Origin of the sequence: Dokdonella fugitiva (assembly GCF_004342425.1) — a bacterium.
Lineage (GTDB): Bacteria > Pseudomonadota > Gammaproteobacteria > Xanthomonadales > Rhodanobacteraceae > Dokdonella_A > Dokdonella_A fugitiva.
Genome location: NZ_SLWQ01000005.1, coordinates 63,746 through 87,748 on the forward strand (window position 1 = coordinate 63,746; position 24,003 = coordinate 87,748).

At 69.2% G+C, this 24,003-nt stretch carries 20 protein-coding genes and 1 tRNA gene; 10 read left to right on the forward strand and 11 right to left on the reverse strand.

Annotated elements, in window-relative coordinates; translation table 11 throughout:
- The first annotated feature begins 113 nt into the window (after positions 1-113).
- Together EV148_RS10385 and EV148_RS10390 are read left to right on the forward strand one after the other, a co-directional pair.
- Positions 114-434, forward strand: coding sequence for a c-type cytochrome (locus tag EV148_RS10385; RefSeq protein WP_131997645.1), 321 nt, complete (start codon positions 114-116; stop codon positions 432-434).
- Between the two features lie 16 nt (positions 435-450).
- Positions 451-801 (forward strand): c-type cytochrome, encoded by a 351-nt coding sequence (locus EV148_RS10390; RefSeq protein ID WP_131997648.1) that lies wholly within the window; start codon positions 451-453, stop codon positions 799-801.
- Positions 802-863: 62 nt separating this feature from the next.
- On the opposite strand, the gene EV148_RS10395 is transcribed toward EV148_RS10390, so the two are convergent.
- Positions 864-1,460, reverse strand: a complete 597-nt coding sequence (locus tag EV148_RS10395) for an NfuA family Fe-S biogenesis protein (protein WP_131997651.1) — start codon at positions 1,458-1,460, stop codon at positions 864-866.
- A 164-nt stretch (positions 1,461-1,624) separates the two neighbouring features.
- Here EV148_RS10395 and EV148_RS10400 point away from each other — a divergent pair, with 164 nt between their 5' ends.
- Together EV148_RS10400 and EV148_RS10405 are read left to right on the forward strand one after the other, a co-directional pair.
- On the forward strand, positions 1,625-1,972 hold the full coding sequence (locus tag EV148_RS10400) for a 4a-hydroxytetrahydrobiopterin dehydratase (RefSeq protein WP_131997654.1): 348 nt from the start codon (positions 1,625-1,627) through the stop codon (positions 1,970-1,972).
- A 49-nt stretch (positions 1,973-2,021) separates the two neighbouring features.
- Positions 2,022-3,422 (forward strand): cryptochrome/photolyase family protein, encoded by a 1,401-nt coding sequence (locus tag EV148_RS10405; protein WP_131997657.1) that lies wholly within the window; start codon positions 2,022-2,024, stop codon positions 3,420-3,422.
- 238 nt (positions 3,423-3,660) lie between these two features.
- Here EV148_RS10405 and EV148_RS10410 read toward each other — a convergent pair whose 3' ends face one another.
- Both EV148_RS10410 and EV148_RS10415 read right to left on the reverse strand, forming a co-directional pair.
- The gene (locus EV148_RS10410; protein WP_131997659.1) at positions 3,661-4,371 is read right to left on the reverse strand and encodes an HAD family hydrolase; all 711 of its coding nucleotides are present in this window, start codon (positions 4,369-4,371) and stop codon (positions 3,661-3,663) included.
- Positions 4,368-5,816, reverse strand: a complete 1,449-nt coding sequence (locus EV148_RS10415) for an aminotransferase-like domain-containing protein (RefSeq protein ID WP_131997662.1) — start codon at positions 5,814-5,816, stop codon at positions 4,368-4,370. Before EV148_RS10415 ends, EV148_RS10410 begins: the two co-directional genes overlap by 4 nt.
- Before the next feature lie 95 nt (positions 5,817-5,911).
- Here EV148_RS10415 and EV148_RS10420 point away from each other — a divergent pair, with 95 nt between their 5' ends.
- Positions 5,912-6,817, forward strand: coding sequence for a DMT family transporter (locus tag EV148_RS10420; protein ID WP_131997666.1), 906 nt, complete (start codon positions 5,912-5,914; stop codon positions 6,815-6,817).
- Here the strand turns inward: EV148_RS10420 and EV148_RS10425 are convergent.
- Positions 6,803-7,867 (reverse strand): RluA family pseudouridine synthase, encoded by a 1,065-nt coding sequence (locus EV148_RS10425; protein WP_131997669.1) that lies wholly within the window; start codon positions 7,865-7,867, stop codon positions 6,803-6,805. The two genes, EV148_RS10420 and EV148_RS10425, sit on opposite strands and share 15 nt — an antisense overlap.
- Before the next feature lie 372 nt (positions 7,868-8,239).
- Between EV148_RS10425 and EV148_RS10430 the strand changes: the two genes are divergently transcribed.
- Positions 8,240-11,533 (forward strand): Rne/Rng family ribonuclease, encoded by a 3,294-nt coding sequence (locus tag EV148_RS10430; protein WP_131997672.1) that lies wholly within the window; start codon positions 8,240-8,242, stop codon positions 11,531-11,533.
- A gap of 92 nt (positions 11,534-11,625) precedes the next feature.
- Here the strand turns inward: EV148_RS10430 and EV148_RS10435 are convergent, their stop codons facing one another.
- The 6 genes from EV148_RS10435 to EV148_RS10460 all read right to left on the reverse strand — a co-directional run bounded on the left by EV148_RS10435 (position 11,626) and on the right by EV148_RS10460 (position 17,609).
- Positions 11,626-12,279 (reverse strand): response regulator, encoded by a 654-nt coding sequence (locus tag EV148_RS10435; protein ID WP_131997675.1) that lies wholly within the window; start codon positions 12,277-12,279, stop codon positions 11,626-11,628.
- 451 nt (positions 12,280-12,730) lie between these two features.
- Positions 12,731-13,735, reverse strand: coding sequence for a bestrophin family protein (locus EV148_RS10440; RefSeq protein ID WP_131997678.1), 1,005 nt, complete (start codon positions 13,733-13,735; stop codon positions 12,731-12,733).
- A 21-nt stretch (positions 13,736-13,756) separates the two neighbouring features.
- Positions 13,757-15,049 carry a cytochrome b gene (locus EV148_RS10445; protein ID WP_425479858.1) on the reverse strand — a complete coding sequence of 431 codons (1,293 nt, stop codon included), beginning with the start codon at positions 15,047-15,049 and terminating at the stop codon, positions 13,757-13,759.
- Positions 15,050-15,077: 28 nt separating this feature from the next.
- A complete protein-coding gene (locus tag EV148_RS10450; protein WP_131997684.1) occupies positions 15,078-15,605 on the reverse strand; it encodes an Ohr family peroxiredoxin in 528 nt (175 codons plus the stop codon).
- 37 nt (positions 15,606-15,642) lie between these two features.
- Entirely contained in the window at positions 15,643-16,425 is a 783-nt protein-coding gene (locus EV148_RS10455; protein WP_131997687.1) for an SDR family oxidoreductase, read from the reverse strand.
- Between the two features lie 143 nt (positions 16,426-16,568).
- Positions 16,569-17,609 (reverse strand): LysR family transcriptional regulator, encoded by a 1,041-nt coding sequence (locus tag EV148_RS10460; RefSeq protein ID WP_199222763.1) that lies wholly within the window; start codon positions 17,607-17,609, stop codon positions 16,569-16,571.
- 110 nt (positions 17,610-17,719) lie between these two features.
- Here EV148_RS10460 and EV148_RS10465 point away from each other — a divergent pair, with 110 nt between their 5' ends.
- From EV148_RS10465 to EV148_RS10480, 4 genes are all read left to right on the forward strand, one after another.
- The gene (locus EV148_RS10465) at positions 17,720-18,307 is read left to right on the forward strand and encodes a cupin domain-containing protein (RefSeq protein ID WP_241988053.1); all 588 of its coding nucleotides are present in this window, start codon (positions 17,720-17,722) and stop codon (positions 18,305-18,307) included.
- Between the two features lie 79 nt (positions 18,308-18,386).
- Positions 18,387-19,277 (forward strand): RNA polymerase sigma factor SigJ, encoded by an 891-nt coding sequence (sigJ, locus tag EV148_RS10470; RefSeq protein ID WP_131997693.1) that lies wholly within the window; start codon positions 18,387-18,389, stop codon positions 19,275-19,277.
- A 344-nt stretch (positions 19,278-19,621) separates the two neighbouring features.
- Complete coding sequence (locus tag EV148_RS10475) at positions 19,622-20,443, forward strand: alpha/beta fold hydrolase (protein ID WP_199222764.1); 822 nt, start codon at positions 19,622-19,624, stop codon at positions 20,441-20,443.
- A 995-nt stretch (positions 20,444-21,438) separates the two neighbouring features.
- Positions 21,439-21,528 (forward strand) — tRNA-Ser (locus EV148_RS10480).
- 85 nt (positions 21,529-21,613) lie between these two features.
- Here EV148_RS10480 and EV148_RS10485 read toward each other — a convergent pair.
- The gene (locus EV148_RS10485; RefSeq protein ID WP_199222765.1) at positions 21,614-23,884 is read right to left on the reverse strand and encodes an ATP-binding protein; all 2,271 of its coding nucleotides are present in this window, start codon (positions 23,882-23,884) and stop codon (positions 21,614-21,616) included.
- Positions 23,885-24,003 lie beyond the last annotated feature (119 nt).

Genomic DNA, 24,003 nt, shown 5'->3' on the forward strand with positions numbered 1-24,003 from the left:
CGCGCGTGAGGCGCGCTTCATGCATGCGGACGGTGGCCGGCGACGAGGGTTGGCCGCTATACTCCACAGGCTTGACGCCCGAGAAGTTCAACCAACGCCGCACCGGAACGAAAATGACCCGAGCGCCTCTGCTTGCTGCTGCCCTGCTGATCACGTCCCTGCCCTGCCTCGCCGCCGAAAAAGGCGATGCGGCCGCGGGCAAAACCAAGGTCTACACCTGTGCCGGTTGCCATGGCATCCCGGGCTGGAAGAACCCGTACCCGAACTACCACGTGCCGAAGGTCGGCGGACAGAACTACGACTACCTCGTCGCGGCGCTGACCGAATACAAGAAGGGCGAGCGCGCCCACCCCACGATGCGCGCGCAGGGCGAGAGCCTGTCCGAGCAGGACATCCGCGACATCGCCACCTACCTTTCCAGCCTCACGCCCTGAGACAGGACCGCACCAGATGAAGCGTTTCACCGCATCGCTGTTGATCACGACGCTCGCCGCCTGCGCGACGCCCGCCTTCGCCAAGGGCGACATCGAGGCCGGCAAGGCCAAGTCCGTGCCGTGCCAGGCCTGCCATGGCGCCGACGGCAACGCCGCCGACCCGCAGTACCCGCGTCTCGCCGGCCAGTACCACGATTACCTCGAGCGCGCGCTGCGCGAGTACAAGACCGGCGAGCGCAAGAACCCGATCATGGCCGGCTTCGCGACGACGCTGTCCGAAGAGGACATCGTCAACGTGTCCGCGTATTTCGCCAGCCTGCCGGGCAGCAAGCTCACCGACCTGCACGACAAGGTGCAGGGCGACTGATCGATCCGGGCGCGGCGCGATGCCGCGCCCTTTTCATGCCGCAACCGGCTGCGCGGGGATCTTCAGCCGTTGGCTTGCCGCTTGTAGTACGGCGTGCTGCCGCTCGCATGATCGGTCGCGTCGGCGACCCCCGTCACCTCCGGCACGCGCGCCTTGAGCGTCTGCTCGACGCCGCCGCGCAAGGTCTTGTCGACCATGCCGCAGCCATGGCAACCGCCGCCGAACTGCAGCACGACGATGCCGTCGGCGGTCACTTCGCGCAGGCTCACGCGCCCGCCGTGCGAAGCGAGCTGCGGATTGATCTCGCTCTCGATCACGTAGCGCACGCGCTCGACCACGCTGGCGTCCTCGCCGGGCACGCTGCCGCGCAGCGCCGGCGCGCGGATCGTCAACTCGCCGCCGGTCGCATTGCGCGTGAAGTCGATCGTCGCGCCGTCCAGGAACGGCACGCTGTGCGCGTCGACGAACAGCGAAAAGCCGTCGCACTCGACTTCCCATTCGCTGCCGTCGCGATCGCCAGGCTCGCTGAACTCGAGCTGGCAATCACCCTTCGGCGTACCCGCATCGACCGCGACGACGCGGATGCCGAGCCCCGGCAGCGCCTGCTGCTCGACCAGCTTGCGGAAATGCTCCTGCGCGGAAGCCGACAACGAAATCATGATGCTTGCCTTGCCCAATGCTCGTGATGAAAAGTGCGGCCAGGGACGGCCGCCCCGCTTTTCGCGGACTGGACGTCCGCACCAATACAGCACCAGTTTAGTACTGAATTGACCCGCCGTCATCCGCCTATACTCGAATGACCTCTTCGGACGGATATCCCGACATGGCCTTCTCGATCGAATCGCTGCGCGCGCAGCATTGTGTTCCACGCAAGGGCAAGGACGCCGGCCTCGACGCGGCCGGGATCGCCGACGCGCTCGCCGTGCTGCCCGGGTGGGAACGCACGGCCGACGGCGGCGGCATCCGCAAGGAATTCCGTTTCCCCGACTACTTCCGCACGATGGCGTTCGTCAACGCGGTCGCTTCGATCGCGCATCGCGAGGACCATCATCCGGACCTCGAAGTCCATTACGACCGCTGCGTCGTGCACTACTCGACCCACGACGTCGGTGGACTCTCGCTCAACGACGTCATCTGCGCAGCGCGGGTCGAGGACATCCGCGCGGCGTGACGCACGCGCGCCTCCACGGGCGCGCAGGCAAGGCGCCAACGGATCGCGCATGAGCATCGCGCTCGCCTGGTTCCGCCGCGACCTGCGCCTCGCCGACAATCCGGCGCTCGCCGCCGCGCTCGCCGCGCACGACCACGTCGTGCCCGTCTACGTGCACGCGCCGCACGAGGAAGCGCCGTGGCCAGCGGGCGCGGCCAGCCGCTGCTGGCTGCACCGTTCGCTCGTGGCGCTCGATCGCGACCTGCGTGCCCGTGGCTCGACCCTGCACGTGTACGCCGGCGACAGCCTGGCGACGCTGCGCGAAGTCGCTGCCGCGACGGGTGCGCACGCCGTCTACTGGAACCGCCTGTACGAACCGGCGGCGCGCGCGCGCGACGCATCGGTGGAGCAGGCGCTGCGCGCCGATGGCCTCGGTGTGCACGGCTTCAATTCCGCGCTGTTGTGCGAGCCGTGGGCCATCGCGACCGCGTCGGGTGGCCCGTATCGCGTGTTCACACCGTATTGGCGCAACCTGCGTGCGCGCCTCGAGCCGCGTCCACCGCTGCCGGCACCGCACCGCATGCCTGCGACCGCCCCGGCGACGGCGCCGATCGATGCGCTCGACCTGCTGCCGCGCAGGCGCTGGGACGCCGGTTTCGATGCGGCCTGGCGGCCCGGCGAAGCCGGCGCGGAAGTCGCCTTGCAGCGATTCCTCGACGAAGCGCTCGGCGGCTACGCGGTCGCGCGCGACGTGCCCTCCGTGGCCGGCACCTCGCGCCTTTCGCCGCACCTGCATTTCGGCGAGATATCGCCCATGCGCATCGCATGGGAAATCGAACACGCGCGCGTCGACGGCAAGGAAGCATTCCTGCGCGAGCTCGGCTGGCGCGAGTTCTCGCACCATCTGCTGTTCCATTTTCCCGCCAGCTCCGAACGGAACCTCGATCCCGCGTTCGACGCCTATCCGTGGGCGCGCATCGAGCCACGGCAGCTTCGCCGCTGGCAACAGGGTCGCACCGGCATGCCGATCGTCGACGCGGGCATGCGCGAGTTGTGGGCGACCGGCTGGATGCACAACCGCGTGCGCATGCTGGTCGCCTCGTTCCTGACCAAGAACCTGCGCCAGCACTGGTTGCACGGCGCACGCTGGTTCTGGGACACGCTCGTCGACGCCGACCTCGCCAACAACACGCAAGGTTGGCAGTGGACCGCCGGCACGGGCGCGGACGCGGCGCCGTATTTCCGCATCTTCAATCCCGTCACGCAGGGCGAGCGATTCGATCCCGACGGCACCTACATCCGTCGCTGGGTGCCCGAACTCGCCGCGTTCGACGCGCGCGCGATCCATCGGCCGTGGACCGTCCCCGCGGCACTTCGGCGCAGCGGCTATCCCGCACCGATCATCGACCTCGGCGCAAGCCGTGCCGCCGCGCTCGCCGGTTACGAGTCGATGCGACGCGCCGAACGCTGAGCGGAAGCATCGCGGCCGCTCCCGCGGAGCGCGGCGCACGACATCCGTGCAGGCGCGCACCCTGTGCGCGAACGTTGCGCCCCGACGGCCGGCGCTTCGACGACGTCCGCTTCCCGGGTCGCGTCCACCGCGAACGGGAACCTTCGAATTGTCGACCGGTGAAGACGGTTGCCCCCGCATCGCGCACGACGACGTGCGAGCCTGGCTGCGCGTCGGCGCCGCTTCGGCAGGAGCGGCTTCAGCCGCGACGATCGAACGCGGCCAGCGCGGCCGCGATGCCCGCGGGGCCGTCGACGGTGGCGACGCGCGGGTGGCCGCTCTCCACGCCGTGCTGCAGTTCGTGTTCCCAGGTCACGTGGTAGGGCATGTGGATGCCGTACCCACCAAGGCCGATCACCGGCTCGATGTCCGAGCGCAGCGAGTTGCCGACCATCGCGAACGCCGGCGCGGCGACGGCGCATTCGGCGAGCACGCGCGCGTAGCTGCGTTCGTCCTTCTCCGAAACGATCTCGATGCGATGGAACAGGTCGGCGAGGCCGCTCTGCTCCACCTTGCGCTCCTGGTGGAACAGGTCGCCCTTGGTGACGAGCACGATGCAATGGCGCGAGGCGACGTCCTCGACCGCGGCGCGGATGCCGTCGAGCAGCTCGACCGGATGATCGAGGATCGCACGCCCGAGCTCGACGATGCGGTGGATGTCGCGCGAGGCGATCCTGCCGGCGGTGACCTCGATCGCGGCTTCGATCATCGACAGGGTCATGCCTTTCGCGCCGTAGCCGAACAGCACGAGGTTGCGCCGCTCGACCGCGTGCAGGCGTGCGCGCACCGACGCGTCGGCGACGTCGATGTAAGCCGAGACGATGCGCTCGAACTCCGCACCGGCGTGCTGGTAGTAGCCTTCGCTGTGCCAGAGCGTGTCGTCGCCGTCGAAACCGACCAGTTCGATCATGGGCGTGTCCTCTTGTGCGCGCCGCGTCGCGCCAGTGTGTCGGCGAGGCGACCGAGCACGCGCAGGCCATCCTCGATCCGCGAGGTCCAGGCAAGCCCGAGGCCGAGCCGCACGTGGCCGCGGTAGTCGCCGCGCAACGAGAACAGGTGCCCGGGCAGGCAGCCGATGCCGCGCGCGGCGCCGGCCTCGAGCAGGGCCTGCCCTTCGACGCCGCCGCCGAGTTCGAGCCAGAGCGTCATGCCACCGGCCGGCTCGGACACGCGCGTGTCGGCGGGCCAATGGCGGCGGACCGCATCGCGCCAGCGCTGAGAGTTCGCCGCGAGTTCCCGGCGAAGGCGACGCAAGGCACGATCGAAGTCGTGCCGCGCGAGGTACTCGGCGATCGCGCGCTGCGGCAGGCTCGCCGTCGCGACCGAGGAAAAGCACTTCGCGCGCACGATGGCGTCCGTGTGTGCGCCGGCGAGCGCCCAGCCGATGCGCAGGCCCGGCGCGAGCGTCTTCGAATACGAGCTGCACGTGATCACGCTCGTGCTTCCCGCGTAGCGGCGCAGCGGCGGCGGGCGCTCGCCCGTGTAGGCGAGTTCGCCGTAGAGGTCGTCCTCGATCACCGTGACGCCGTGCTCGCCGCAGGCGGCGACGATCGCGCGCTTGTCGTCCTCGCCCGTGAGGCTGCCGCTCGGGTTGTTGAAATTGGGCACCAGCACGGCCGCGGCCACCCGATGGCGCGCGAGCACGGCGCGCACGGCGGCGGCGTCGATGCCGGCGCCGACGCGGTTGGGCACTTCGATCGCGCGCAGGCCGAGCGCGGCGATCGCCTGCAGGATGCCATAGTAGGTCGGCGTTTCGATGAGCACGACGTCGCCCGCGCGCGTGACGCTGCGCAGGGCCAGCGTGATCGCTTCCATCGCTCCCGCGGTGATCACCACCTCGCCGGGATCGACTTCGACACCGCAGTGCAGGTAGCGCCGCGCGATGCACTCGCGCAGTGCCGGGAGGCCCTGCGGCGCCCCGTACGCGAGGGCGAGTCCGGGGTCGCGTCGCAACACGTGCGAGGCCGCCGCGGCGATCGCCCGGACCGGCAACAGTTCCGCCGCCGGCGTCGTCACGTGCAAGGGCAACAGGTCCTCGCGCGAGAGCACGTCGAGCACGTCGAGCAGGGCGGGATTGCGCAGTGCCTGCGGCGCGCGGGCCTGCAGGCGCGGCAAGCGTGCCTGCGGCGGCCGCAGCGCGGCAGCGCGCACGAAATAGCCGGAGCGCTCGCGCGCCTCGACGAGCCCTTCGCGCTCGAGCCGCAGGTACGCCTCCACCGCAGTCGCAATGCTCACCCGCTCCTGCCGGCCGAGCCGCCGCAAGGACGGCAGGCGCTCGCCCGGACGCAGCAGGCCGCGGCGGATCTGCGCGCCCAGGCGTCCGGCGAGGTCTTCGTAGAGCAAGGTCGAGGCCATGTCATCTGTACTGGTCTAGTTTCATGATATCTGATCCTGTACCGGTCGTCGCGCGAGCCCTACGCTGGCCTCGTTCCCCTTGCCGGCTGCGACCGATGACTGCTTCGATCCCGAATCGCGCGAGCAGCGCGATGCTGCAACTGTTCATCGCCGAGGTCCTGATCGGCTCGGTCGGCGTGTTCGCCCACGAGGGCGGCCAGGACCCGATCACGACGGTGTTCTTCCGCTGCGTGTTCGGCAGCGCGTTCCTCCTCGCCTGGGGCATCGCGCGCGGCCAGCTGCGCGGCGTGTTCGGGGACAGCGCGCTGCTGCGCGCCGCGGTGCTGAGCGGCGTGCTGCTCGTGCTCAACTGGGTCGCGCTGTTCGCCGGCATGGCGCGCTCTTCGATCGGCGTCGCGACGCTCGTCTACCATTTCTTTCCATTCGCGATGATCGTGATCGCCGCGGTGTTCTTCGGCGAGCGCGCGCATGCAGCCGACCTCGCCTGGACCGCACTCGCCTTCGTCGGCGTCGCGTGCGCGGCCGATCCGCTCAAGCTGTTCGCGGGTGCCGGGGCCGATTACGCGCTCGGCATCGCGTTGACCTTCGTCGCGGCGATCCTCTGCGGCGCCTCGCTGCTGCTGTCGCGGCGCATCAGCCGCGAACGCCCGCTCCTCGTCGTGCTCGTGCAGTGCCTTGCCGGCGTCGCGATGCTCGCGCCATTCGCGGACGTCGGCGCGGTCGCCCACGCGGGCCCGCACTGGCTGTGGCTGGCGGGCCTCGGCCTCGTCCACAGTGGCATCTGCTACGTGCTGTTCTACTCGGCCTATCCGCGCCTGCCAGTGACGACGATCGCGGTGATGGCCTTCATCTACCCGGTCGTCACCCTGCTGCTCGACTACGTGCTGTACGCCCGCACGCTGCAACCGGTGCAGATCGCCGGCATCGTGCTGATCGTGCTCGGCACGCTCGGCGTCAACCTCAAATGGCGGCTGCCGCAGCCCGCGTCAGCGCGCACCTGAGCGTGGCACGCGCCGCCCCTGCAGCGCGTCGATGACCGCGGCGAGCTCGGGCGCCAGCGGCGCGCTGAAGCCGTAGCTGCGCTCGCCGATCGCGAACTCGAAGCGCGCCGCATGCAGGAACAGGCGCTTGAGGCCGAATTCGCGCATCGCCTTGTTGAACGCGCGGTCGCCATATTTCTCGTCGCCGGCGAGCGGGTGGCCGAGGTGCTGCGCGTGCACGCGGATCTGGTGCGTGCGGCCGGTCTCGAGCGCGACTTCGACCAGGCTCGCACCGGCATAACGCTCGACCTCGCTGAAGCGCGAGCGCGAGGGCTTGCCTTCCCCGTCGACGCGCACCATGCGCTCGCCACCCTGCAGGACCGACTTGCGCAGGGGCGCGTCGACGACGAGGCGCGTCTTCGGCAACGCGCCTTCGACGAGGGCGAGGTAGCGCTTCTCGACCCGGCCTTCGCGGATCGCCGCCTGCAACGCGGTCAGCGCCGAGCGCTTGCGCGTGAGGACGAGGATGCCGCTGGTATCGCGATCGAGCCGATGGGCGAGCTCGAGCGTGTCGCGCGGGCGCGCCGCGCGCAGCAGCTCGATCGCGCCGAAACTGACGCCGCTGCCCCCGTGGCTGGCGATCCCGGCCGGCTTGTCGATGACGAGGAAATCGCGGTCCTCGTGCACGATCGCCGCCTCGATGCGGTTCAGCTGGCCGCCCGGCGGGGGCCCCGCCTCGCCTTTTTCGGCGAGGCGGACCGGCGGGATGCGCACCTGGTCGCCCGCCGCGAGGCGCTGGTCGGGCTTGGCCCGGCCGCCGTTCACGCGCACCTCGCCGGTGCGGCAGATGCGGTAGATCAGGCTCTTGGGCGCCCCTTTGAGCCGTCCGGCGAGGAAATTGTCGAGCCGCTGGCCGTCGCGGTCGTCGTCGACGACCACGGTCTGCACGCGCGGCGTGGCCGGCGGAGCGGCGTTCGGCGTCGCGGGGGACGGCCGCGCCGCGCGCTCTGCGGCAGCGCGGCGGCGGCTGGAGTCGGCGTCGCGATTTGTCGCCGAAGTGCGTGTCTTCATTGAAAAAATCTTCCGGAAACTGCTATGCTGAACCGGCGTGTCGCGCCGTGCCGGGCCCCATCCGCGGGAGTCCGGGACAGCTATGACGCCCCCGTCCATCGCGTCCCTTTCGCGCCCTGTGCATTCGATCACTCCATCGGAGCGATGCGCAGGGAGGAAGGCCATCGTAATGGCTCGGGTCGCGGATTGCTCGCCGTCGCAACGAGGGCGAGGGTTCGCGGATGCGCAGCAACCCCATGATGCCGGCGCGCGGAAGCGCCGGTCGGAAATACGAGGCGCACCTGCCGCCGTCGGCCCGCGAAACGCGGGCATCGCGCAGCGCGACATCGCGCAGCGCCGACGGCAGTCGAGCGCCGACAAGGAAATACGACAATGAAACGCATGTTGATCAACGCGACTCAGCGGGAAGAGTTGCGCGTGGCGATCGTGGACGGGCAGAACCTTTACGACCTCGACATCGAGATCCCGTCCAAGGAACAGAAGAAGGCCAACATCTACAAGGCGCGCATCACCCGCGTCGAACCATCCCTCGAAGCCTGCTTCGTCGACTACGGCGCGGACCGCCACGGTTTCCTGCCGCTCAAGGAAATCTCCAGCCAGTACTTCGCGCCGGGGCTCAACCCCAACAAGGCCGGCATCCGCGAACTCCTCAAGGAAGGCCAGGAACTCGTCGTCCAGGTCGAGAAGGAAGAGCGCGGCAACAAGGGCGCGGCGCTGACCACGTTCATCAGCCTCGCCGGCCGCTACATGGTACTGATGCCGAACAACCCGAAGGCCGGCGGCGTGTCGCGCCGGATCGAGGGCGAGGACCGCCAGAACATCAAGGAAGCGCTCGACAGCCTGCAGGTCCCCGACGACATGGGCCTGATCGTGCGCACTGCCGGCCTCGGCCGCGACGCCGAAGAGCTGCAGTGGGACCTCGACTACCTGCTGCAGCTGTGGAAGGCGATCTCGGAGGCGGCGCAGTCGCGCCCCGCGCCGTTCCTGATCTACCAGGAATCCAAGCTCATCATCCGCGCCCTGCGCGATTACCTGCGCAACGACATCGGCGAGATCCTCATCGACAACGAGGAACTCTACGCCGACGCGCGCGAGTTCGTGCAGCAGGTGATGCCGAACAACCTGCGCAAGCTCAAGCTGTACCAGGACACGACGCCGCTGTTCTCGCGCTTCCAGATCGAAACGCAGATCGAGAATGCGTTCGAGCGTACCGTGCGCCTGCCCTCCGGCGGTTCGATCGTGATCGACCAGACCGAAGCACTCACCGCGATCGACATCAACTCGGCCAAGGCGACCAAGGGCGGCGACATCGAGGAAACCGCGTTCAACACCAACTGCGAAGCGGCCGTGGAGATCGCGCGCCAGCTGCGCATCCGCGACGCCGGCGGCCTCATCGTCATCGACTTCATCGACATGGATTCGCCGCGCCACCAGCGCGACGTCGAGGAGAAGCTCAAGGACGCGCTCAAGCTCGACCGCGCGCGCGTGCAGGTCGGCCGCATCTCGCGCTTCGGCCTGCTCGAGATGTCGCGCCAGCGCCTGCGCCCGAGCCTCGGCGAGGCGACGCAGATCGTCTGCCCGCGCTGCGAAGGCCACGGCCGCATCCGCGGCGTCGAATCGCTGTCACTGTCCGCGCTGCGCCTGGTCGAGGAACACGCGATGAAGGAAAGCACGGGCCAGGTGCTCGTGCAGGCGCCGCCGAGCGTCGCCAACTTCCTGCTCAACGAGAAGCGCAAGCAGCTCAGCGAGATCGAGGCACGCCACGACGTCAATGTGATCGTCGTCGCCGACGACAAGCTCGAGACGCCACATCTCGAGATCCAGCGCCTGCGCGTCGCCGACATCGGCGAGGACATGAAGCCGAGCTACCAGCGCACCACGCCGGTCGCGACCACGCCGTTGCCGCAAATGCTGCGCCCGAGCGAAGAGCCCGAGCAGCCGGCCGTCGCCGGCGTCGTGCGCGCGACGCCGGCACCGGAGCGCCCCGAGCCGGCCGCGCCGGCGCCGGCAGCCGCCGCCGCGACTGCACCGGCGATGCCGAGTGGCGGCCTGCTCGCCCGCTTCATCGGCTGGTTCCGCGGCGGCAGCAGCGAGCCGAAGGCCGCCGCGGCCGGCAACCCGCGCCCCGCGCAGAACGCTGCGCGACAGCAGCCCGCGCGCGCGCAGCAGCGACCGGCCGGACAGCCGCAAGGCAACCGGGCGCAGCAGCCACCCGCACAGCGCCAGGGGGGCGCCCAGCCGCAGGGCCAGCAGCGGGATGGCCGCCGCGACGGCGGCCGCCCCGGCAGCGAACAGCGCGGCCAGAGCCCGAAGCGCGACCAACAGCAACAGCGCGGCAACCGGCGTGACGAGCGCCCGGGCAGCCGCAGTGGCGAACAACCCGTCGTCGGCGATACGCGCGCCCCGCAGCGCGCCGCGAGCGAAGCGAAGCCCGCGGACGCGCGCCCCGCTCCGCAGCAAGCCGCCGCGCCCAAGCCCGGGGAAGCCGTGGTCCAGCCGACTCCGGTCGGCGCCGTGGCGCCGGCCGGGAAGGTCGAGCGCGTGGCCACTGGCGCCGCGCCGGGCGAGGCACCGAAAAGCGAAGGCGAAACGCCGCGCGACGAAATGCGCTCGCGCCGCCGCGGCCGCCGCGGCGGTCGTCGTCGTCGCAAGGAAGGCGCCGGCGATCCGGCGTCGGCCGTGCACGCCAGCACCGACGTCGACCACGACTTCGACGACGAGGATGGCAGCGACGAGCACGGCAGGCCGACAGGCGCGGCCGCCCCGCCTTCGACGCCTTCCGCGCCGAAACAGGAGCCGTCTGCGATGACGGCCCCGACGACGCCGGTCGCCAATCCGGTGCCTCCCGCGGTACCGGACCGGACGCCTCGCGTCGAGGCACCCGCGGTGAGCGTGCCGCCGGCGGAACGCGCGCCCGTGGCGCCTGCAGCAGCTTCGCCGGCACCGTCGACGTCCGCGCCGTCCATCGCCACGCCTGCGACGATAGCACCTTCGCCTGCGCCGCCTTCGACGGCGACGCCCGCCCCTGCCGCACCGACGCCCGCGGCACCCTCGACTGCCATGCCGTCGCCTGCCACGCCGTCGGCGCCTGCGCCGGTCGCAACACCGACGACGTCGGTGCCGGCTGCGCCCGCCGTCGTGCGTGCCGACGTGCCGGTCGCACCGACACCCGCGCCGGCGATGCCGGCACACGCTCCGCTGGCACCGAAGCCGGTCGCGCCCGCTGCCGCGCATGGGTTGCACGAACGATCGCTGCAGCGCGAAGTCGCGGCGGCACTTGGAACAGCGCACACGCATGGACTCGCGCCGGTCGAAGCCGCGGCGCCGCCGGTGCCGCGTGCGACGCCGAGCGACACGCGCGCGCCCACCGAGCCGCCGAAGCCGTCGTCGGCGCCCGCGCCTGCGGCGAATGTCCAGGGCCCGTCGACGACCACGCCGCCAGTCACGGCTGCCGCGCGCGCGCCGGCCACGCGCGACGTCGCTGCTGGCACCGCGCCGGCGGATTCCGCCTCGCCGGCTCCTGCCGCCACGCCGGATCGCGGGCAGACTCTCGACCTGCCGCTGCCGCGCCCGGTGCCGGTCGCCGAGGAGCGCACGCCGTCGGCCCGGGACGAGTCCGCGCGCAGCGAACCGGCACGCACGAGCGACGACGCGAAGGGCGAATGATCCGGAGCGCACCGCGGGGCCGTCGCCCCGCGGTGCGCTAGATCACTCGAAGCCTGTCGCCTGGCGGGCGGCGCGGGCGCCGCGGTGAAACATCAGTCGCTCAACGCGCGCGTGCGATCGTCGAGCAGGCCATGCGTGTGGGCGAGATGCGCCAGCGCGACCGGATTGTCGACGCCGAGCTTGTCGAACAGGCGGTACTTGTAGGTCGCCACGGTCTTCGCGCTGAGCTTGAGCTTGTCGGCGATGAGCTGCATGTCCTGGCCGCGCGCGAGCATCATCGCGACGTCGAGTTCGCGCGCCGACAGCACTTCGAACGGCGACTCGCCGCCATCGAGAGCGCCGAGCGCAAGCACTTCGGCGATGTCGGGCGAGAGATAACGCCGGCCATCGGCGACCTGGCGCACCGCGCGCACGAGTTCGTCCGCCGCGCAACCCTTGGTCAGGTAGCCGCTCGCGCCGGCCTCGATGAGGCGGCGCGGGAACGGCGCTTCGCTCACGACGGTGAGGATGACCACGCGCGTCGAAAGCTTGTGCTTGCGCACGCGATCGGTGAGTTCGATGCCGCTCAGGCGCGGCATGTGGACGTCGACGAGCGCGACGTCCGGCAACTCGCTGCGGATCAGCGCGAGCCCGTGCTCGCCGTCGGCGGCTTCACCCACGACTTCGATGCCCGCCTGCTGCGCGAGGATCATGCGGAAGCCGGTGCGCACCAGCTCGTGATCATCGACCAGAACCACTCGGATCATGCAACCCCCATCGCCTGTCCATGGACGTGGCGCGACGATACCCCAGATGGAATCGCCCGTCCGCATATAATGCGCCGAATTTCACGACGCGCGCTGTAGTAGATTTGCGACGGTTGCAGCACCGCCCGCGGGAAACGATTACATCGCGATGCGGCGCGCGCCGGCAAACAGGATCACCGACGCCTGCGGGTGCCGGTGCGTGGTGACGGCAGCCGACCGGATCGCATCGATGCACCGGCGAAGGGATTGGGAAGCCGCCGCGCATGCCTGGCACAGGTCCCGCACGGGCGGCCGGAGGCGGCGCGTGCGCACCGGCCGCAGGGCCAGCGATCGCACGCCATGCCGCGACACCCTGCCCTTTTCCACCAGGTCGCCGGGCCGATGATCCCTTCGCCTGGCACGGCCCCGCCGGACGCTTGACGCGGATTCGGCGCGGGCGACGCACGCCTCGTCACAATGCGATGTCGGCTTCCTGCTTGCCTGCGGCAACGACCTCGACTTCGCCCAGCATGTCGCGCAGGTCCGCCTCGATCTCGCCGCAGATCCGCGTGATCGGCACGTCGTTGGAGCCGCCCTCGAACGGGTTCTCCGTGTTCTCGCCGACACGGTCCAGCGACATGTACATCCACGAGATGAGGACGCTCACCGGCACGCCGAGCCAGATCATGCCCACTTGCGCCGTGCCGTCGGCGATGCCGAGCCGCGCGAACTCGCCGATGATTCCGAACGGCAGTACGAGGCAGAGGATCCGCACGAACAGCGAATTGATGAATGCGTGCTGGCGCGGATAGGGAAGGTTCTTGATGCGTTCGACGACGCCCTGCTGCCTCTGCAACTCGCCGATCACGTCCTGCAGGTCCGCGTACGCAGCGGGGTCCAGCACGCCCTCGCGCAGCAGGCGCCTGGTCTCCCGGCCCTGCAGGTTCAGCGCCTCGAGCGCCCTGGTGCGCGAGCTCAGGATGTCGGCCGCGTCTTCGGCATCGACGTAACGCGCGATCGCGTCCTGCAACGATTCCTCACGCTCCTGGATGTGGTACCGGCGGCGGTATTCGATGTTGTAGGCCTTGTTCGTCGTCTCCCACGCCCTCGCGCCGCGCAACTGGTGCCTGAGTGCCGCGAGCCATGCGAAATGCCGGTAGACGAGCGCGCGCGCGCGCACCGGATCGTCGACGAGATCCCGGCAAAGCCCGCCCCAGACGCGACTGCTGCTCACGATCGATGACCAGGCCTGTTGCGCCTCCTGCAGGCGGTTGTACGTCTGCAAGGTGCGGAATCCCGCCGACAGCGCGACGGTCGTGCCGAGCATGAACACGACGCCCCAGGGGACCGTCAGCCAGGTGAATCCCGCGAACTGATGGAGCAGTGCGGGAATGAGGGCGAGCACGAGCAGCCCGTAGATCGAGCGACGCGTCCACAGGACGAATTCCGCCAGCGTGTAGCCTTGTCCGGTGCGCATGTACTTCTCCTCGCGAGTGGTTCAATCGGTACCGAAGGTCACGCGCGCCGGAACCGGACGGGTTCTTTCGAGCCCGAAGCGCGTGTAGATCCAGGTGAACAGGAAGTAGCCGAAATACACGGCCGTCCAGAATCGGCCGAACGCGTTCTCGATCCACGTGACGTCGGCGGCCGCGCCGAACAGGCGCGGAATGAGCGTCGCCGACACGCCGGCTCCGACCGCACCCAGCAGCACGAACGACATCGCGAACAAGGCGAGCGCAATGCGGTAACCGAGCCCGCGATAGCGGACCGATCGCACGGTCCCGCGATCGAGCCACGGCAACAGGAACACGGCGAGGATCGCCGAGGACATGACGGCGATGCCGGCGAGCTTGCCCGGGATGACACGCAACATCGCGTAGTACGGTGTGAAGTACCAGACCGGCTTGATGTGCCCGGGCGTCACGAGCGGATTCGCGGGGCGAAAGTTCTCGGGTTCGAGGAAGGCCCCGCCGAAGGTCGGCGCGAAGAACACCACGAACGCCGCGAACAGGACGAAGACGGCCGTGCTGAAGAGATCGTCGACGGTGTAGTACGGATGGAACGGGACGCCGTCGACGGGGTTGCCGTCCTCGCCCCTGGTGTCCGCGATCTCCACGCCGTCCGGATTGCTCGAACCGACTTCGTGCAGCGCGAGTATGTGCACGGTGACGAGCAGCAGCAGCACGAGCGGCAACGCGATCACGTGCAGGGCGAAGAAGCGGTTGATGGTCGCGTCTCCCGGCAGGTAGTCGCCCATGATCCACCGGGTCAGGTCGTCGCCGACGACCGGTATCGCGCTGAAGAGGGAAACGATGACCTTCGCGCCCCAGAACGACATCTGTCCCCAGGGCAGCACGTAGCCCATGAATGCCTCCGCCATGAGCACGACGAAGATCAACGAGCCGAGCAGCCAGACGAGTTCCCGCGGCCGCTTGTACGAGCCGTACATGAGGCTGCGGAACATGTGGATGTAGACCACCACGAAGAACAGCGATGCGCCGGTCGAATGCAGGTAGCGGATCAGCCAGCCCCACGGCACTTCGCGCATGATGTATTCCACCGACGCGAAGGCATCGGCGGCGGTCGGCCTGAAGTGCATTGCGAGGAAGATGCCGGTCAGCAGCTGGTTGACGAGCACGACCAGCGCGAGCACGCCGAAGTAGTACCAGACGTCGAGGTTCTTCGCCACGTAGTATCCGCTGGTGTGCGCGGACAGGAACGTCAGCCATGGCAGGCGATCCTCGATCCACGCGAGGAGGCGATTCTTCGGATGGACCCGGACATACGTCAGCGGCATGGCGCGTCTCCCGTCCCTGCCCTCAGGATTGGCCGTGTTGCTGCGGCGGAGCCGCCTCGTCGATGAGCGTGACCGCATGCCGGATGCCCTGGCGGAACATCTTCGCGTACGGACAGATGCGCTCGGTGTGCCGCACGAGCTCGGCGGCGAGCCTGCGATCGACGCCAGGCAGGCTCACGCGAATGTCGGCGGACAACAGGAACCTTCCATCCACCGGGTCGCGCGCGAAGGTGACCGCGGCTTCGACGCTCGCGTCGCCCAGGGCGACGCCCGAGCGCGCCGCGAGCAGGGTCAACGCTCCGTGGAAGCATGCGGCATAGCTCGCGGCGAGCAGCTGCTCCGGATTGGTCCCGTCGCCGGGCCCGCCCAGCGCCTCCGGCAGCCGCAGGTGCACGTCGAGCCGGCCGTCGTCCGAGCGTGCGATACCCGACGCGCGCCCGTGCCGTGCCTCGCCGCCCGTGACGCATACGCGCCCCGTGTAGAGCGGCAGGACATCGTCGCCGTGGTACTTGTCGAGGAGGCTCGGCGGTGGCGGCTGCAACATGGACATGGCGGTACCGGGGCTTCGCCGCTACGCGGCAGGTTCGTCAGTGGAGCTTGTGCAGCTGGTCGTAACCGGCCGCGAACTCGGAGCATGCAAGCCAGTGCTCGAAGTCGAGCGAGCCCTTCCATGCCGCATTCGCCGGGACCAGCGTGTCGGTCGCGAGCTCGGCGCCGAAATACGGCGCGTGGACGTCCGCGATCACTTCGCGCGGATCCTCGATCCGCGACATGAAGCGTTGCGCGAGCCCGGACAGCGAATCGCGGTCGGGGCCGGCGATCTCGACGATGCCGTTCGTGGGCGGCTGCAGCGCGAAACGCGCAACCGCCTCGGCGACGTCCTCCGACGCGATCGGCTGCACGAGCGCCGGCGAGAGCCGGATCGTCGTGCCTTGCGCCGCCGATTGGATGATGCCCGGCAGGAATTCGAAGAACTGCGTCGAATGGATGATCGTGTATGGAATGCCGGATTCGCGGACCAATGCCTCCTGCGCCTGCTTGGCGCGGAAGTATCCGCTCGCCGAAAGCCGGTCCGTACCCACGACGGAGAGCGCGAGGTGGTGGCTCACGCCGGCCTTCGCCTCGGCCGCGAGCAGGTTGCGCCCGGCCGTGCGGAAGAAGTCGAGCGCGGCCGCATCCTCGAACGACGGCGAGTTCGCGAGGTCGACGACGATGCGCGCGCCTGCCAGTGCGGCGTCGAGTCCTTCGCCGGTGAGCACGTCCACGCCCGTCGCCGGGGCGGCGGCGACCACCTCGTGACCCTGGGCGCGCAAGCGCGCGGTGACCTTGCTGCCGATGCGGCCGGTGCCTCCGATGATGACGATCTTCACGGGAATCCTCCTCGACGTTGGGACATGCCGGCGGGCACGCTCTGGCCGCTACCGGCTGTCGCCATGCTAGGTATCGCCTACACGAGCCGGAAGCCGCCTGCAGGAACGCGCCGTGTTTCCGCCGGCGCATCAATCCGCGCACCTCACGCGTTCGCGACGACGTCGCGCGCGGCGAGGGCGACCGGCCAGCTCGCGGCATCGGGCCGCGGGAGCGGCGAGCAGTCGAGGTCGAGCGCCCGTACCGATGCGGTCATGAAGTCGACGAAGGCGCGAATGCGCTTGGGCAGCTGCTGCCGGCTCAGGTAGCACAGGTAGTGGCCGCCGTCGTCGGGAGAGAACTCGTCGAGGCACGTGACGAGCGTGCCGGCCCTCAGCGCGTCGCAGACGAGGCAGGCAGGGAGCTGCGCTAGCCCTTCGCCGGCGAACACCGACTCGAGGATCAAGGCGGGGTCGTTCAAGGTGAGCCCGGTCTCCGGCGTCATCGCGGACGCCCGGCCATCGACGCGGAACGTCCACTCGCGCAGGCGGCCATTGGCGAGGCGCTGGTTGATGCATGCGTGGCGCGCGATTTCGTCGACCGACTGCGGCAGGCCGTTGCGTCGTGCATAGCCGGGGGCGGCGCAGACGGCCATCTGCATCGGAATGAGCTGCTTGGCGATGACCTGGCTGTCGGCGAGCACGCCGTCGCGGAAGGCGACGTCGATGCGGTCCTTCACGAGGTCGCACTCGCGCTCGTCGAGCACGAGTTCGACGGCGACGTCGCGATGCCGCGCACGAAAGCCGGCGATCAGCGGCGCGACGACCTTGCGCCCGAAACCCAGCGGTGCGGCGATGCGAAGCAGGCCGCGCGGCGGCCCCTCGCGCAGGTCGCGCATCTCTTCGAGCGCCTGCAGGATGCGCTCGACGCCGGGACGGCAGTTCTCGAAGAAGAGCTCGCCCTCGCGCGTGAGCGACGTGGCGCGCGTGGTGCGCTGGAACAGCCGCGCGGCAAGCTGCGCTTCGAGCTTCTGCACGCTGCGGCTCACCGCCGAGCGGCCTACGCCGAGGCGCTCGCCCGCGCGCGCGAAGCTGCCTTCGGTCGCCACCGCGATGAATGCGACCACGCCGGCGTAACTCGCCGAGAAACTCGAGGTGAGAGGGTCGTGGCCGCCGGCGGCGGCATCGGACAACGAATGCGCAAGCATGTTCCTTCCCCTGTTCGAGGCCTTGGTACCCGCGAGGGAGCGAAGTCGATCGACGATCGACATCCGGTAGACGGATGGGCGAGGCGCCTTGTGACGAGGGCGACGCATTGATGCCGAACCTGCAACACGTTGCGTCCTTGCGGGCACCTACCGGGGAGCGTGCGCGGCCACCACATTTCGGGTCGGGCGCTTCGCCGCGCCAGGCCATCGACGGGGAATCGTCCAATGAGCGAGCGTCCCGGCTGGTCGACAGCAGCCGCCCCGATCTACCGTTCCAGGAGACTGACATGCGCATCATCGGTTTCGTTGCATCGCTCGCGCTCGTGTGCACCGGAGTCGTCCTCGCAGGCGAGGAGGCGGTGGAAGCACCCGCGCCGATCGTCACGACGCTTTCGCAACGCACGCTGCCGGACTATCCCGGCAAGGAGGTCCTCATGCTCGCGGTCGAGTATCCGCCGGGTGCCGTCGAGCACACGCATCGTCACGATGCGAACGCCTTCGTCTATGTCCTGCAAGGCTCGATCGTGATGGGCGTGGCCGGCGCGAACCCGGTCACGCTGAAGCCCGGGGACACGTTCCACGAGGGGCCTGACGACGTGCACACCATCGGCCGCAACGCGAGTCGGCGGGATCCTGCGAAGTTCGTCGTCGTCCTATTGAAGGACATCGGCAAGCCGGCGGTGCTACCGGCCGACTGATGACCGGGCGACGCGGCCTTCGGCACGCGGGCGACCATCCCGTGCCACAATGCGCGCACCGGCCTCGGCGGGTGCCCGCATGGAAGACGCGATCCAGATCTTCAGTCGGCTGCAGCCGCGCATGCTGGGTGCGGCGTACCGCATGCTCGGCTCGCTCGCGGAAGCGGAAGACGTGGTGCAGGACGTGTGGGCGCGCTGGCACGGCACGGATATCGACCAGATCGACAACGCCGAGGCCTGGTTGGTTGCGACGACCACGCGGCGGGCGATCGACCGCCTGCGGCAGGCGCGCGCCGAACGCGAGAAGTACATCGGCCTCTGGCTCCCCGAGCCGGTCCTCACCCCGGACGCCACGACGCCGGAGCAGCTGCTGGAAACGTCGAGCGATCTTTCGTTCGCGTTCCTGATGGTGCTCGAGCGGCTCGCCCCTGAAGCGCGTGCCGCGTTCCTGCTGCACGAAGTGCTCGATGTCGACTACGACGAAATCGCACGTGTGCTGGAAAAATCCGAGGCGACGTGCCGCCAGATCGTGCACCGTGCCCGGAACCAGCTGCGCGGCGAACGCGTCCGCTATTCCGTCACGCCGCAGGCGCACGAACGACTCATGCGCCGTTTCGTCGATGCGATCGCGGCCGGCGACCTGCGCGCGATGAAGGACATGCTTGCCGAATCGGTGGAACTCAGGAGCGACGGCGGCGGCCTCGTCCAGACGGTGAAGACGCAGCCGCTCGTCGGCGACCGCCGCATCGCCGGACTCCTGTTCGCGCCGACGCTGCGCCCGTCGATGCGGATGCGCGTCGAGCTCGCCACGATCAATGGCCATGCCGGCGTGTTGCGCTACCTGCACGGAGAGCTCGAATCGGCGCAGTTCTACGAAAGCGACGGCGAACGCATCATCCGCCTGTACGTACAGCGCAACCCGCGCAAGTTGCGTCGCCTCGCCGCGCGCGAAGTGATCGCGCTGCGCTAGGCCGCCGGATATCCGACGGTTCCCCCACGAGCGCGCACGCGGCGCCGCGATGCGCGCCCGCACTGATGCGCAGCGCTCAACAGCATGAGCCCTTCGCGATGCCTTCCGGCTGCGTCCGCAGCTTCCTAGAGTCGGTTCGCGACGGATGACTTCCCGTCGCCGGAACATCACCGCGAGGAAAATCCCATATGGATGCACCCACGAAGGCACCAACCACGAATGCGGTCGACACACACCGTCGCCGCATCCTGATCGCGAGCGCCGCCGGCGCGGTCCTCGCGGCCTTGCCACCGCCCGCGGCCGATGCGGCCGCTCGACGCCGATCCCCCACGAGGAACCACGACATGAAATCGATCACCACCAAAGACGGCACCGAGATCTTCTACAAGGACTGGGGTGCCGGACAGCCCGTCGTGTTCCACCACGGCTGGCCGTTGTCGAGCGACGACTGGGATGCGCAGATGCTGTTCTTCGCGCAGAACGGCTACCGTGTCGTCGCGCACGACCGTCGCGGCCACGGCCGCTCGACGCAGACGACGTCGGGCAACGACATGGATACCTACGCCGCCGACGTCGCGGCGCTCGTCGATCACCTGGATCTTCGCGACGCGATCCACGTCGGCCACTCGACCGGCGGCGGAGAAGCGGCGCGGTACGTCGCGCGGCATGGCGCGGGCCGGGTCGCGAAACTCGTATTGATCGGCGCCGTGCCTCCGCTGCTGCTGAAGACGCCGGCCAACCCGGGCGGCACGCCACGCGAGGTGTTCGATGGCCTGCGCACCCAGCTCGCGGCGAACCGTGCCGCGTTCTACTGGGACTTCCCGGTTCCCTTCTACGGCTTCAATCGCACCGGCACGCCGCTGTCCGAAGCGGTGCGCCAGAATTGGTGGCGCCAGGCCATGAACGGAGGCGCGAAGGCGCAGTACGACTGCATCGAAGCGTTCTCGGCGACGGACTTCAGCGGCGACCTCGAGCGCATCGACGTGCCGACGCTGGTCATGCACGGCGACGACGACCAGATCGTGCCGATCGCCGATTCGGCCATGCTCTCCTCGAAGTTGCTGAAGAACGCGACGCTCAAGGTCTACAAGGGCTTCCCGCACGGGATGTGCACGACGCACGCGGACGTGGTCAACCCCGACCTCCTGAAGTTCTTCCGCGCCTGATCGCGGCGAATGCTTTCGCCCGTCACGACGAAGACGACGGGTGCCAGGTTGTCGAGGCGGCTGTAACGGGTCGTGCACTTTCCACCCGTTCGTGCACGGGACAGCCCACGTCGGCGCGGTGTCCCCGCGAAAACCGATCAGCTACACGACAACGTGGCGGGCGAAAGCCATTCGGATGAGCCCTCGGCGCGATGCCGTGTGCAGTGGCCTGCCGTCGGATGCCGATCCCCCGCTCCGAGCGGACGGTCGCCGCCGCAGCCTTCCGTTCCACCACGCCAGCCGCTTGAGGAGAGCTACGCGCTCGATGCTTGCCGGAGCGCGTGCCCGCGCATCTCCTGCGTGCGACCCGTGGACGCGACCGCTCACAAAACGCGCAAAGTCTGCGATCATGCGCCCCCGCGAACGGAGAGATGGCGAGCGGCGGCGCAAGCTGCTGGCCCGCAGGGTGAGGGACAGGATGTCCCGAGTAAAACCGGCGCGCCGGCCAACATGGCGCGGCGACGTCACGAGACAACGGAGAGATGGCCGAGCGGTTTAAGGCACCGGTCCTGAGCGCGGAGGCAGGATGCCGGAGCCAACAGCGGCGCAAGCCGCTGGCCCGCAGGGCGAGGGACAGGATGTCCCGAGTAAAACCGGCGCGCCGGCCAACATGGCGCGGCGACGTCACGAGACAACGGAGAGATGGCCGAGCGGTTTAAGGCACCGGTCTTGAGCGCGGAGGCAGGATGCCGGAGCCAACAGCGGCGCAAGCCGCTGGCCCGCAGGGCGAGGGACAGGATGTCCCGAGTAAAACCGGCGCGCCGGCCAACATGGCGCGGCGACGTCACGAGACAACGGAGAGATGGCCGAGCGGTTTAAGGCACCGGTCTTGAGCGCGGAGGCAGGATGCCGGAGCCAACAGCGGCGCAAGCCGCTGGCCCGCAGGGCGAGGGACAGGATGTCCCGAGTAAAACCGGCGCGCCGGCCAACATGGCGCGGCGACGTCACGAGACAACGGAGAGATGGCCGAGCGGTTTAAGGCACCGGTCTTGAAAACCGGCGTGGTAGCGATACCACCGTGGGTTCGAATCCCACTCTCTCCGCCAACCATCGCCTCCCGCTCGGACGAGCGCATGCGATACCACGACGCAGGCGTGCCGGGATTCCTCCGCAGCGCTCCCCCGTCGACGCTCAGTCCATGCCGTCGAGCACCGCGCGAACCTTCTCGGCGAGCTGCTTGAGCGTGAACGGCTTGGTGATCAGCTGGACGCCCTTGTCGATGCGTCCGTGGTGGAAGATGGCGTTGCGCGCGTAGCCGGTGGTGAAGAGCACCTTGATGTCCGGCCGCAATTCGCGCGCCTTCGCCGCGACGTCGGCTCCGGTCATTCCCCCGGGCAATACCACGTCGGTGAACAGCAGGTCGATATGGCCGGCATGTTCGAGGACGCGCAGCGCCATCGCGCCGTCCGCGGCCTCGAGCACGCGGTAACCGAGGTCCATCAGTGTTTCGACGGAGACCGAGCGCACGCCGTCGTCGTCCTCGACGACGAGGATGCTCTCCTGCTCGCCTTCCGGCGGCAGCAGCGCCTCCGTTTCCTCGATCACGTCGACGGCTCCGACCAGCCGCGGCAGGTAGATCTTCACCGTGGTGCCCTGCCCCGGCTCCGAGTAGATCTTGAGATGGCCGCCGGACTGCTTCACGAAGCCGTAGACCTGGCTCAGGCCGAGGCCGGTACCGAGCCCGACGGGCTTGGTCGTGAAGAACGGCTCGACCGCGCGCGCGATCGTCGCCTCGTCCATGCCCGTTCCCGAATCGGAAACGGAGATGAGGACGTATTGTCCCGGTCGCACTTCGACGGCCTTGGCCGCGTAGTGCTCGTCGATGTACGCATTCGACGTCTCGATCGTCAGTCGCCCGCCGCCCGGCATCGCATCACGTGCATTGAGCACGAGGTTGAGGATCGCGGACTCCAGGCCGTTCGGATCGATTTCTGCCTGCCACAGGCCGACGCCGAGCACGATCTCGACCGCGACGAGTTCGCCGAGCGAACGGTGCAACAGGTCGGACATGCCGGTGACGAGCGCATTGATGTGGGTCGGCTTGGGATCCAGCGGTTGCCGGCGTGCGAACGCGAGCAGGCGCTGCGTCAACGCCGCGGCGCGCTCGGCTCCGGCGATCGCCTGCGCCGCCGCACGCTGGGCGCGACCGGACTCCTCCGGCAGGTGGCGCTGCAGGATTTCGAGGTTGCCGGTGATCGCCTGCAGGAGATTGTTGAAGTCGTGCGCGACGCCACCGGTGAGCTGGCCGATCGCTTCCATCTTCTGCGCCTGCCGCAGCGCTTCTTCGCTGCGCTTGAGCTGCTCGGTCCGCTCGCTGACCTTGTGCTCGAGCGTCGCGTTGAGCTCCTGCAAGGAGGCCTCCGTGCGCTGGCGCTCGGCGATTTCGCGCTGCGCCGCGGCGTACAGGCGCGCATTGTCGATCGCGATGGCCGCCTGGGCCGCGAGCCCTTCGAGGCCACGCTCGGAGCGTTCGCTGAACACGCCCTCGCGCGCATGGCCGAAGAAGAGGCCGCCGAGGACTTCGCCCGCGCGCGAAACCACGGGCACGGCGAGATAGCTGCGCACCGGGAGGTGGCCTTCGGGCATGCCCGCGTACGGCGCGTTGCGTCCGTATCGCGGGTCCTTCGTGATGTCGCGCGAACGGATGATGCCTTCGCCGCGGAACGTCGGCGCGAACACCGCGGTGTTGCGCGGCATCGGGAACTTCGAAAACGCCTCCACCGGCGCGCCCGACAGCGTGTACAGCATGTACGTCTTGCCGGCGTCGTCGACCACGTTGTAGAAGAAGGCGCCGAACTCGGCGCCGGTGAGCTCGACGCCGGCATCGGTCGCAAGCTGCACGAGCTGGTGCAGGTCCTGGCCCATCGCAAGTTGCGAGCCGACACGGTTCAGGATCTGGAGTGCACGGCGTTCCTCGCGCACGACCATCTCGTTCGCGCGCTGTTCGGTGCGATCGCGCAGGATCTTCACGAAGCCGATGATGGTGCCGTCGGGCCCCATGATCGGGGCGACTTCACCCGCTCCCCATACGCGCGAACCATCCTTGCGCAGGCGCCAGCCTTCGGCGCCGAGCCCGCGGCCGTGGTTGCGCGCATCCTCGAGTTCCTGGGCGAAGACGTTCCGCCGGCGGTCCTCTTCGGTGAACAGACATTCGATCGTCCTGCCGAGCATCTCCGCCTCGGACCAGCCGAGCATGCTTTGCGCGCCACGGCTCCATGTCGTGACGCGACCTTCGGGGTCGAGGCTGATCACGGCCGTCTCCACGGCGCTGTTCACGATCTGCCGCCATTCCGCGGCAGTCAGCGAAGACTCGTAGTTGGGCATGCCGGATTTCGTCGAGAGGATCGGCACGAGTATATCGCCCGGGATTTCGCGCGCGACCTGCAGCGGCGCGCCGTTCACATTCGCACCCGCCATCCGTCAGCACGCGCGCGGCGTGTCGGCCGCATGAATTGCTCCTAAGCCACGCGCCGCACCGTTCATGCTGGAGCACGCCGTGCATGCCTAGGGTCGTCTCATCC

Coding starts and splice junctions, on each gene's coding strand:
- EV148_RS10450 (WP_131997684.1), bottom strand. CDS start 15,605: ATGTCCATGTTGCAGCCGCCACCGCCGAGCCTCCTCGACAAGTACCAC.
- sigJ (WP_131997693.1), top strand. CDS start 18,387: ATGGAAGACGCGATCCAGATCTTCAGTCGGCTGCAGCCGCGCATGCTG.
- EV148_RS10385 (WP_131997645.1), top strand. CDS start 114: ATGACCCGAGCGCCTCTGCTTGCTGCTGCCCTGCTGATCACGTCCCTG.
- EV148_RS10415 (WP_131997662.1), bottom strand. CDS start 5,816: ATGGCCTCGACCTTGCTCTACGAAGACCTCGCCGGACGCCTGGGCGCG.
- EV148_RS10440 (WP_131997678.1), bottom strand. CDS start 13,735: ATGCGCACCGGACAAGGCTACACGCTGGCGGAATTCGTCCTGTGGACG.
- EV148_RS10390 (WP_131997648.1), top strand. CDS start 451: ATGAAGCGTTTCACCGCATCGCTGTTGATCACGACGCTCGCCGCCTGC.
- EV148_RS10410 (WP_131997659.1), bottom strand. CDS start 4,371: ATGATCGAACTGGTCGGTTTCGACGGCGACGACACGCTCTGGCACAGC.
- EV148_RS10430 (WP_131997672.1), top strand. CDS start 8,240: ATGAAACGCATGTTGATCAACGCGACTCAGCGGGAAGAGTTGCGCGTG.
- EV148_RS10465 (WP_241988053.1), top strand. CDS start 17,720: ATGCCGAACCTGCAACACGTTGCGTCCTTGCGGGCACCTACCGGGGAG.
- EV148_RS10395 (WP_131997651.1), bottom strand. CDS start 1,460: ATGATTTCGTTGTCGGCTTCCGCGCAGGAGCATTTCCGCAAGCTGGTC.
- EV148_RS10460 (WP_199222763.1), bottom strand. CDS start 17,609: ATGCTTGCGCATTCGTTGTCCGATGCCGCCGCCGGCGGCCACGACCCT.
- EV148_RS10425 (WP_131997669.1), bottom strand. CDS start 7,867: ATGAAGACACGCACTTCGGCGACAAATCGCGACGCCGACTCCAGCCGC.
- EV148_RS10475 (WP_199222764.1), top strand. CDS start 19,622: ATGAAATCGATCACCACCAAAGACGGCACCGAGATCTTCTACAAGGAC.
- EV148_RS10420 (WP_131997666.1), top strand. CDS start 5,912: ATGACTGCTTCGATCCCGAATCGCGCGAGCAGCGCGATGCTGCAACTG.
- EV148_RS10435 (WP_131997675.1), bottom strand. CDS start 12,279: ATGATCCGAGTGGTTCTGGTCGATGATCACGAGCTGGTGCGCACCGGC.
- EV148_RS10400 (WP_131997654.1), top strand. CDS start 1,625: ATGGCCTTCTCGATCGAATCGCTGCGCGCGCAGCATTGTGTTCCACGC.
- EV148_RS10405 (WP_131997657.1), top strand. CDS start 2,022: ATGAGCATCGCGCTCGCCTGGTTCCGCCGCGACCTGCGCCTCGCCGAC.